Source organism: Klebsiella ornithinolytica NBRC 105727 = ATCC 31898 (assembly GCF_001598295.1).
GTDB classification, from domain to species: Bacteria; Pseudomonadota; Gammaproteobacteria; order Enterobacterales; family Enterobacteriaceae; genus Klebsiella; species Klebsiella ornithinolytica.
Window position 1 is genome coordinate 1 of the sequence record NZ_BCYR01000027.1, and the last position, 9,129, is coordinate 9,129.

A 9,129-nucleotide genomic window follows, 5' to 3' on the forward strand; every position below is an offset into this window, starting at 1 on the left:
GGTTGCGGATACTGATGCGCTGTACCGCTTCATGGGCGCGGATATAGCGTCCGGCGGCCTGATTTATCTCCCATTTTTTGACGTCGATAATGTCGCGCAGTGTCTGCATTCTGCCCGGTATACGCTCATCCCCGGCCAGCACCTGTTCCTGATATTCCTGCTCTGCGGCCGCGAGTTCGGCTTTACGGTTCAGCCAGGCGGTTTCGTTCTTCTGACAGGCTTCAAAGGCCTGCTGTAGCGTGAGGGTGGTCATGGTCAGTTCTCCCCTGATTAATGACGGTATGGCGAGCTGTAGCAGCCCTGCACTTTACGGGGTACCGGGGGCGTGACCGGCTCCGCAACAGGCGGCGCTTTCTCCGCCGGAGGCCGGATAACCTCGTCAATGGCTTCAGTGGTGCGGAACGTCGCCGAGCACTCAATATTGGTGCACTGGTGATAGCGCTGTTTGACGTTCTCCGACAGATAGCGGGAGGTGCGTGCATGCGCCGACTTTTTGCAGAACGGACAGTGCATCATGGCAGCAGCCCCCGCGCTTTCAGGTCAGCCTCGCGCTGACGGATTTTCTCCTGCCAGACTTTAAGCTGGCCGGGCGTGCTGGCGGCGTCGTGGTCCATATGCGGAAGCGCGACGGCCGGGAAGCCGGTCAGGGAGAGCACCGGTTCATCCGCTGGCGTGACGGAGAAGTCGCTCACTTTCCTGGTCAGGAAGGTCACCACCTGATGCATGACCTCTTTCTCCGGCTCGGTGTAGCCCTGATGGCCGATGGTGTTGGCGAGCGGGTTTGCCATCACATCCGCTTTCAGCACCATCGCCCGGACCAGTGGCCCGAGGGTGTCGTTCAGCGCCCGGTCGAGCTCTTCCTTGGCATATTCAGACAGCACGGCATGATGCGCCTGGCGGAATGCCCGCGCGGTGCTGTTGCAGGCGACTTTCAGCAGGTCGCGTTCAAAGGCCAGCACTTCGGTCAGGTTGTCACATTCCTGCGCCAGCTCCCGGCGGGCCACGCGTTCGATATGGCCGCTTTTCAGCTCATCGGTCAGCATGGCACCCCCGGCACGGAAAGCGGCGCGCCAGGTACGGGTGTCGCTGCCGTTGTCCTGCTCCAGCTCCGCTTTCTGCTCCTCCGCACGGGTGATGGCCGTCAGGGTGTCCTCCATCCGGCGGGCCTGTTCAAGATGGGCCGCTCGGGCGGCGGCCAGTCGCTCCAGCGCCGGTTTCAGGTAATCAGGGATAAAGGGGGTGTCGGTCATGGCAGGTTTCCTCGTGGTTTCAACATGAGGTGATTCTGCCGGGGCGCACACAACAACACGACCTGTTGCGGTTGTGGCAGTTCTGGCACAAACAGGACGTCAAAACCCGGCTTGCCAGAGAAAGGTCTCAGGAAAAGCATACTCACCGTTTGTTTTTTTACATATAACTGTTCACTACTGTTCACTTTAAATAAAAATATAATTAATACAGTAAGTTAAGTGGTGAACAGTTGAGGGTAAAAGTGTTCACCGACTGTTCACTACTGTTCACCTTTCTGTTTTGACGAAGTCCTGCTTATTTAGTCTTTTTTACGATTAAAAACTAATAATATATAAATAAAAGTAATCAGGAATGGGCCACCAGTTTGCCAACGTTTACCAAAAGATGGCCAACGTTTGCCACTGTCTAAAAATCGCTCTGTTGTGTGGTGGGCCACTACAAAATGACTTGTTGCCCTCAGGGAAAATATTCACAAAATAGAGCGCTACCCGAGGCCGGACGGACACGACCGGCACTGTATGGACTTTATGAGGTAGCCCGATGCACACCGCTTTTTCTTCCCCGTCTTCTGCCCCTGCCGCGCCGCTGATGCCGGTCTCTGACACCGTTCAGGAGCGCTTTATCCGCCTGCCCGAAGTGATGCATCTGTGCGGGCTGTCCCGCTCCACGATTTACGACCTCATCAGCCGGGAGGCTTTCCCGAAGCAAATCTCCCTCGGCGGGAAAAACGTGGCGTGGGCGCAGTCAGAAATCACCGGGTGGATGGCTGACCGTATCGCCGAACGCAACCGGGGCTATGACGCATGATGATGCCCGTTCCGCAAAAAGCCCCTTTTTCTGGCTTGCTTCCCTTCGCCGTTTCCAGGTATAGTTTTGCCGCTGTCGCAAAATCGGCAGCCGGGCGTGAGAACCCGAGTTACTCAGTGGCGACACCGGACGCGCCATGCGTCTTTTTTTGTGTCTATGCCTATGTGCACCTGTTGTTTACGCATCGGTTCTTAAGCCGTTGCTGTATCTGCGTAATGGTGGCTCAGGCGGGGCAGCCTTCGGGCTGGCCGGTACCCATTGAGGCCGGTTTCTCACCCCCGTCTGGGCTACCACCCGAGCGTGAGAACTCCGGTGGTGGCGTTAACCGCTACTCAATGGAGGTTGCCCCTATGGCTACGACCCTCACCCCGTCACACCCGCAGTTTGTCTTTGTGTTTGCCGCCGTTCGTCGCGCAGACCGTCAGCCCCGTATCTGTATGCTCCGCGCCGTCGCCGGAGATGAACACGCTGCACGCCTTTCCCTCGTTCGCGATTACGTCCTCTCGTTTGCCGGGCGTCTGCCGGTGGCGGAGGTGCGCGCATGAGACACTCCACGATTACTGCCCGTGACCTCGAATGCCTTGAGCATATGCGCAATGTCGGCCAGCTCGTCAGCGACCTGATGCAGGTGCAGGACTGTACTTCCCTGCGTCGTGACCCGACTCAGCAGTTACAGCTCACTTCCGTGATTTACCTGATGACCGCCCAGCTCGACGGCGTGGTCGAACGCTGCAACCACCGCTGGTTCACCGGGGAGGGCAACGTATGAAAACGCCTCTGCCGCCTGTATTGCGTGCTGCCCTGTATCGCCGCGCCGTGGCCTGTGCCTGGCTGACCCTGTGCGAACGTCAGCACCGCTATCCCCACCTCACCCTCGACGCGCTGGAAAGCGCCATCGCTGCCGAGCTGGAGGGCTTCTATCTGCGCCAGCACGGCGAGGAAAAAGGCCGCCTGATTGCCTGTGCGCTGCTGGAAGATTTGATGCAGGCCGGGCCGCTGAAAGCCGCCCCGTCGCTGTCCTTCCTCGGGCTCGCCGTGATGGATGAGCTCTGCGCCCGCCATATCACATCGCCTGTACTGCACTGAGGGAGAAAACCATGAAAATGAACGTAACGGACACCGTAAAACAGGCGTGCGGCCACTGGCCGCGCATTCTCCCGGCGCTGGGAATGAAGGTGATAAAAAACCGCCATCAGGCCTGCCCGGTGTGTGGCGGCGCTGACCGTTTCCGCTTTGACGATAAAGAGGGGCGTGGCACATGGTTCTGTAACCAGTGCGGCGCCGGTGACGGCCTGAAACTGGTTGAGAAGGTGTTCGGCATATCGGCATCCGAGGCTGCCGGGAAGGTGAACGCCGTCACCGGCCACCTGCCACCGGTGGCCCCGGAGGTGATAGCGGCCGCAGAGGCCGGAACGGAGGCCGACCGCAAAGCAGCGGCCGCGCTGGCCGTCAGACTGCTGGAGAAAACGCGCCCGGCCACCGGCAACGCCTACCTGACCCGCAAGGGCTTTACCGCTCTGGAATGTCTGACGCTGACCGCGTCTCACAAAACCGGCGGTGTGGCCTACCGCGCCGGTGATGTGGTGGTGCCGCTGTATGACGAGTCCGGCACGCTGGTTAACCTCCAGCTTATTAACGCTGAGGGGCTCAAGCGCACCCTGAAAGGCGGGCAGGTCAAAGGGGCATGCCATCTCATCGACGGGCAGAAACAGGCGGGAAAACGCCTGTGGATAGCGGAGGGCTATGCGACGGCCCTTAGCGTGCATCACCTGACCGGGGAAACCGTCATGGTGGCGCTGTCGTCCGTGAACCTTCTTTCTCTGGCGAGCCTGGCCCGTCAGAAACACCCGGCCTGTCAGATTATCCTCGCCGCCGACCGTGACCTGAACGGCGACGGCCAGACTAAAGCCGCTGCGGCCGCTCAGGCCTGTGAGGGCGTTGTCGCCCTGCCGCCGGTGTTCGGTGACTGGAATGATGCGATGATGCTGAAGGGGGAGGACGCCACGCGGAAAGCCATTTATGCCGCCATCCGGCCAGCGGCACAAAGCCCGTTTGACACCATGAGCGAGGCAGAATTTACCGCCATGAGCGCCAGTGATAAGGCGATGCGGGTGCATGAGCATTACGGCGAAGCGCTGGCTGTGGATGCCAACGGCCAGCTTCTGTCCCGGTATGAAAACGGCATCTGGAAGGTGATAACGCCGTCTGATTTTGCCCGCGATGTGGCCGGGCTGTTTCAGCGCCTGCGCGCCCCGTTCTCATCGGGGAGAATTGCCTCGGTGGTGGAGACCCTGAAACTGATTATTCCGCAGCAGGAGGCACCGGCACGCCGTCTGATTGGTTTTCGCAACGGGGTGCTCGATACCAGCTCAGGTATATTCAGCCCGCACAGTAAATCGCACTGGCTGCGCACCCTGTGCGACGTGGATTTCACTCCGCCGGTGGAGGGCGAAACGCTGGAGACCCATGCGCCGAACTTCTGGCGCTGGCTAGACCGGGCGGCCAGCGGCAACCCGACAAAACGCGATGTGATTCTGGCCGCGCTGTTTATGGTGCTGGCGAACCGCTACGACTGGCAGCTCTTTCTCGAAGTTACCGGCCCCGGCGGCAGCGGGAAAAGTATTCTCGCCGAAATCGCCACGATGCTGGCCGGAGAGGATAACGCCACGTCAGCCGATATCGACACGCTGGAAGACCCGCGCAAGCGTGCCTCCCTGATTGGCTTCTCGCTCATTCGTCTGCCTGACCAGGAGAAATGGAGCGGTGACGGTGCCGGGCTCAAGGCCATCACCGGCGGCGATGCGGTCTCCGTTGACCCGAAATACCAGAATCCGTACTCGACGCACATTCCGGCGGTGATTCTGGCGGTCAACAATAACCCGATGCGCTTCACCGACCGCAGCGGCGGCGTGTCACGTCGCCGGGTGATTATCCACTTCCCGGAGCAGATAGCCCCGGAGGAGCGCGACCCGCAGCTCAGGGATAAAATCGCCCGCGAGCTGGCCGTGATTGTGCGCCAGTTAATGCAGCAGTTCAGCGACCCGATGAGCGCCCGCGCCCTGCTCCAGTCGCAGCAGAACTCCGACGAGGCGCTGAGCATCAAGCGCGACGCTGATCCGACGTTTGATTTTTGCGGCTATCTTGAGGCATTGCCGGAGCCGGACGGGATGTATATGGGGAACGCCAACATTATCCCGCGCCAGCCGCGCCTGTATCTGTATCACGCCTATCTGGTGTACATGGAGGCCCACGGTTACAGGAATGCGCTCAGCCTGACCATGTTCGGCAAGGGGCTCTCAGCCATGCTGAAAGAGTACGGTCTTAATTATGAGAAGCGCCGCACAAATCAGGGCATGCAGACCAATCTCGCGCTCAGGGAGGAAAGCAACGCCGACTGGCTGCCGAAGTGTGACGAACCCACCGCAACATAACCTACCCGGACCGGCATTGCCGGTCTTTTTTTGCCTGCTCACCGGCCAGAGTGAACAGTAAAGTGTTCACTGTTCACCGAGTATTCACCCGCTAACATCATGAAAATAAATAATAAAAATACCGAGTGAACAGTGTGAACAGTTTTTCCAGAAAAAACTTCTTACCTTCCAAAATGATCAGACCGCTCAGTGCCAACGGCGGACGTTGCTTACATAATAAATAGGGAGCAGTTCATTTTACATGAGATGCTCCGTTTTTTATTAACCCATGCCTTATAAGGAATCACACAAATTTAATTTCAATTACAAGTATTAATTAATCATGAAACTGATAAGCCCGACCTCGGAAACTATTTATTGGGGATGATTTTAATATCCCCCACCTGTCTTGTATTTCATGAAACAAGTTAATTTCTTGTTTGGTAAAATTTTTCTTCTCTCGATAAACCAGCGTGAAGTCTTTTTTATACACTCTAGCCATAAAGCTTCTATAATTTGTATCCCACATTACTGGAGATTCTGAAATATTATCAAACGCAGCCACCACAATTTCTCTGTCCATAGATATCTTTTGCTGATAATAAATTGCGTAAGCCTCTGCAACCAAACGCCTTTCCTTCTCATACTCCACTTTATTCATTTTCTTACAAACTGCCTTTGGGAAAATAACCACAGCAAAAATGGAATTACGGGTATATGATAGGTCATTACCTCCCAATAGAATAGAACGACTACTAATAGCTCGCCCTAAGGTTTCTTTGAACTTAGCAATAATACCTTTGGAAAGTTCTCTACGAGTCAACCGATCAAAATCACATAGAACCTCTAACACTTTTTGGTTTGCTTCAAACTTAGTTAAACCTGTACAAATAACCTCTCCTTTTATAAACTGATCAGAAACACACTCAATAAAATCATCAAAAATAATTGAAAATTGGTCCTCCTGTTTTCCGACAAAGTAATCATTAGCGTTGTTAAGCTCATTAAAACTTTCAATCTTAAACCCCTCTTCCTTAAAATATAAACCTGGATCTCTGGTCGTGGATGGGCTCAGGATATATGTCGCTAACAAATCAAGTTCTATCAATTTATCATAGTTGGTAAAAAAGCCTTCCCGTGCTACACGTTCTTTTTCCTCCAGATATCTTACGAATTCATTTACGGTACTTAGATCCTGGGTTAGGGCCTCAATCGTTGAACTATCAAAAACGTGTATATAGTTACCATGACGATCTCTACAGTTAGTTATAATACCATCATGAACACCATTCCCCAGATAAAGCGGATATTGGCAACCGTTAGCGATAGCCACACGATAAATCTTTAGTTGATTGATATTCTCGCTATTTATAAACGGAAATTTTTCACTCGATAAACATCGTTCAGTAAAATAAATTCTGTCATAATGTGTGCGAATCCAATTTTCTGCACCTTCAATCTGCTTTACTGAACTCTCAACTGCTCTTCTTTTCCAACGTTTCCAAGCTACAGAAGTTCCATCTTCTTCAGGAGTATTTTTTTCGCTATTTTCAGTGTATATAATTTCCTTATCCGAAAAAATAATAACTGTATTGCTGTAATAAACCAGAAGATCGCAGATTTCCTTCCCTTTTCCATTTTTCTTGATACCTTCGTCGTTATACAAACTGGTCCAAGACCAGAGCTTTAGAAAAGTTTTATCACAAATCGCCGATAATTTTCTTTCAGTTTCAGTAACACCTATGTTTTTCTTTGGGAAAATTGTCTTTTTATTTATTTTATCCGTACTCATTCTTTTCCTCGCAACTATTTCAACAATAAACAACCCCGATAATATTATAACAATAAATATGTTGCTATCATTTCCATCACATTTCCCCAGAAATTCCCCTACTTATCTGAACAATAGCAACTATCTGTTTCCACAGTATATTGAACTACGGGGCATTACGACCTTCATAGTAAGCATCAACGTTCATACAGCCCTTACTTTGGTCTAGTTCTCTGATCATAATTTATCAGGTGAGCTTCCGTTCCTCGCTCACAACAGACTATAACGCCTGTACCTATAGCCTGCGGAGGTGAACAGTAAAGTGTTCACTGTTCACCGAGTATTCACGCGCTAATGCCTTGAAAATAAATAATAAAAACCAGCAGTGAATAGTGTGAACAGTTTTCACCAAAAAAACTTTTTACTTCCCCCTCATCACCATCGTATGGCGGTGATCGTCGCCGGAAACAGGCCAGAGACGCGCTGAGGTGAGGAGTTGACTGTTCACTCTTCACCAACCGATCACCACCTATCATTATGATATTAAAAAGAAAAAAAGAAGGTGAACAGTGTGAACAGTTAAATGCAAGAAAACTTTTTATCCAGCCTTTGTAGATACAGAAAAATCATCAGGGGGAAGAGCAATCGACAACTTTAGATAGGTAAGAATGCTATGACATTCCATAATTGGTACACGCTTAGGTACACAAATGAAAGTTTAACACATTAAAATCATTTAAATTTAGATGCTTACACGACTTATTCAGACTCCGCCAGCCCACCAAACATTCATTCATGATGCATCATGAACCTTAAAAAAGCCTGTAACTTCAACGAGTTGCAGGCTTTTTTTGTTGCATGTGTGGTCATGATCTCTGTATGAATCTTAACCTTTTGGCACCATGTTTAGCACCACGGTATCGTGGGGCTAAAAAAGCGTGGTGCTAAAACATGCCTAAGCAACTGAAACCCTTAACAAATGTGGAGATCGCTGGCGCGAAGCCCCGTAGCACGGACTATGAGCTACGGGACGGTGAAGGCCTGTACTTGCTGGTTAAGACTTCAGGGAGGAAGGCCTGGCATTTCGAGTATTATCATCCCATCACCAAAAAGCGCACCAAAACCAGCCTTGGCCCTTACCCGGTCGTTACACTGGCCATGGCTCGCGAAACTCGCACGAAGTACAGACGACTGCTCTGGCAGGGCATAGATCCCCGTCAACACTTAGCAGGAATAGCCGAAGAAAAACGCATCCAGAATGAATGCACGCTGGAAAAAGTTGCGGAACAGTGGCTCAAAGAGAAGAAACGGACCAGCGACCTTAGCGAAGATCACGCCAAAGATGTCTGGCGTTCGCTGGAGATGCACGTCTTCCCTTCTCTGGGCAGTACACCCGTCACCGAGATCCGTCCTAAGATGCTCAAGGACCACCTCACACCACTGGAAGAACAAGGCATCCTCGAAACACTGCGGCGAGTCATTTCACGGCTCAATGAAATCTTCCGCTTCGCCATCTCCGAAGAGCTCATCGAGTTCAATCCGGCTGACAACCTGGTCGCCCGCTTCAAGAAACCAAAAAAGCAGAACATGCCCGCCCTTCACCCCAGTGAACTGGGCAGGCTGATGCTGGCCTTACAGAACGCTTCTATCCGCAAGGAAACCCGCTGCCTTATCGAATGGGAGCTACTGACCTGGGTTCGCCCCGGCGAAGCCGTTAGCGCCCGCTGGTGCGACATCGATATGAAAAAAGCGGAATGGCGGATCCCTGACACCTTTATGAAGATGAACCGTTCGCACACAGTGCCGCTCAGCAAACAGGCGCTGCGCGTTCTTCAGATTATGGAGCCCGTCAGCCGCCATCGCCCGTGGGTTTTCCCCAGCATCCGCAAA

General features: G+C 52.7%; 10 protein-coding genes and 1 pseudogene. 7 read left to right on the forward strand and 4 right to left on the reverse strand.

Annotated features, from left to right (window positions below; translation table 11 throughout):
• The 3 genes from ROR01S_RS25430 to sid form a co-directional block, all read right to left on the reverse strand.
• A partial coding sequence (locus ROR01S_RS25430; protein WP_303745255.1) for a phage polarity suppression protein occupies positions 1 to 253 on the reverse strand: 253 nt, incomplete at its 3' end.
• Positions 254 to 270: 17 nt separating this feature from the next.
• Positions 271 to 516, reverse strand: a complete 246-nt coding sequence (locus ROR01S_RS25435) for an ogr/Delta-like zinc finger family protein (protein WP_023313541.1) — start codon at positions 514 to 516, stop codon at positions 271 to 273.
• Positions 513 to 1,250: a capsid size-determining scaffold Sid gene (gene sid / locus ROR01S_RS25440; RefSeq protein WP_023313542.1), complete on the reverse strand. Its 738-nt coding sequence runs from the start codon at positions 1,248 to 1,250 to the stop codon at positions 513 to 515. Before sid ends, ROR01S_RS25435 begins: the two co-directional genes overlap by 4 nt.
• A gap of 541 nt (positions 1,251 to 1,791) precedes the next feature.
• On the opposite strand from sid, the gene ROR01S_RS25445 reads away from it, so the two are divergent.
• The 6 genes and pseudogenes from ROR01S_RS25445 (at position 1,792) to ROR01S_RS25465 (ending at position 5,489) form a co-directional block, all read left to right on the forward strand.
• Positions 1,792 to 2,058 (forward strand): helix-turn-helix transcriptional regulator, encoded by a 267-nt coding sequence (locus tag ROR01S_RS25445; RefSeq protein WP_000556592.1) that lies wholly within the window; start codon positions 1,792 to 1,794, stop codon positions 2,056 to 2,058.
• Positions 2,059 to 2,060: 2 nt separating this feature from the next.
• Positions 2,061 to 2,384: pseudogene (locus ROR01S_RS27855) on the forward strand (ash family protein); the annotation flags it as partial.
• Between the two features lie 24 nt (positions 2,385 to 2,408).
• The gene (locus tag ROR01S_RS27860; RefSeq protein WP_004132556.1) at positions 2,409 to 2,603 is read left to right on the forward strand and encodes a host cell division inhibitor Icd-like protein; all 195 of its coding nucleotides are present in this window, start codon (positions 2,409 to 2,411) and stop codon (positions 2,601 to 2,603) included.
• Positions 2,600 to 2,827, forward strand: coding sequence for a hypothetical protein (locus tag ROR01S_RS25455; protein WP_004185275.1), 228 nt, complete (start codon positions 2,600 to 2,602; stop codon positions 2,825 to 2,827). Before ROR01S_RS27860 ends, ROR01S_RS25455 begins: the two co-directional genes overlap by 4 nt.
• The gene (locus tag ROR01S_RS25460) at positions 2,824 to 3,144 is read left to right on the forward strand and encodes a DUF5375 domain-containing protein (protein ID WP_004185276.1); all 321 of its coding nucleotides are present in this window, start codon (positions 2,824 to 2,826) and stop codon (positions 3,142 to 3,144) included. The genes ROR01S_RS25455 and ROR01S_RS25460 overlap by 4 nt, the downstream gene beginning before the upstream one ends.
• 11 nt (positions 3,145 to 3,155) lie before the next feature.
• Positions 3,156 to 5,489 (forward strand): primase-helicase zinc-binding domain-containing protein, encoded by a 2,334-nt coding sequence (locus ROR01S_RS25465; protein ID WP_064359982.1) that lies wholly within the window; start codon positions 3,156 to 3,158, stop codon positions 5,487 to 5,489.
• A gap of 316 nt (positions 5,490 to 5,805) precedes the next feature.
• Here the strand turns inward: ROR01S_RS25465 and ROR01S_RS25470 are convergent, their stop codons facing one another.
• On the reverse strand, positions 5,806 to 7,260 hold the full coding sequence (locus ROR01S_RS25470) for a hypothetical protein (RefSeq protein ID WP_064359983.1): 1,455 nt from the start codon (positions 7,258 to 7,260) through the stop codon (positions 5,806 to 5,808).
• 930 nt (positions 7,261 to 8,190) lie between these two features.
• Between ROR01S_RS25470 and ROR01S_RS25475 the strand changes: the two genes are divergently transcribed.
• Positions 8,191 to 9,129, forward strand: a 939-nt coding sequence (locus ROR01S_RS25475) for a phage integrase central domain-containing protein (protein ID WP_064359984.1), incomplete at its 3' end; no start/stop codon positions are given.

What these genes read in the sequence shown, in the direction of transcription:
- ROR01S_RS25460 (WP_004185276.1), top strand. Translation starts at nt 2,824, where the DNA reads ATGAAAACGCCTCTGCCGCCTGTATTGCGTGCTGCCCTGTATCGCCGC.
- ROR01S_RS25465 (WP_064359982.1), top strand. Translation starts at nt 3,156, where the DNA reads ATGAAAATGAACGTAACGGACACCGTAAAACAGGCGTGCGGCCACTGG.
- sid (WP_023313542.1), bottom strand. Translation starts at nt 1,250, where the DNA reads ATGACCGACACCCCCTTTATCCCTGATTACCTGAAACCGGCGCTGGAG.
- ROR01S_RS25435 (WP_023313541.1), bottom strand. Translation starts at nt 516, where the DNA reads ATGATGCACTGTCCGTTCTGCAAAAAGTCGGCGCATGCACGCACCTCC.
- ROR01S_RS25445 (WP_000556592.1), top strand. Translation starts at nt 1,792, where the DNA reads ATGCACACCGCTTTTTCTTCCCCGTCTTCTGCCCCTGCCGCGCCGCTG.
- ROR01S_RS27860 (WP_004132556.1), top strand. Translation starts at nt 2,409, where the DNA reads ATGGCTACGACCCTCACCCCGTCACACCCGCAGTTTGTCTTTGTGTTT.
- ROR01S_RS25455 (WP_004185275.1), top strand. Translation starts at nt 2,600, where the DNA reads ATGAGACACTCCACGATTACTGCCCGTGACCTCGAATGCCTTGAGCAT.
- ROR01S_RS25470 (WP_064359983.1), bottom strand. Translation starts at nt 7,260, where the DNA reads ATGAGTACGGATAAAATAAATAAAAAGACAATTTTCCCAAAGAAAAAC.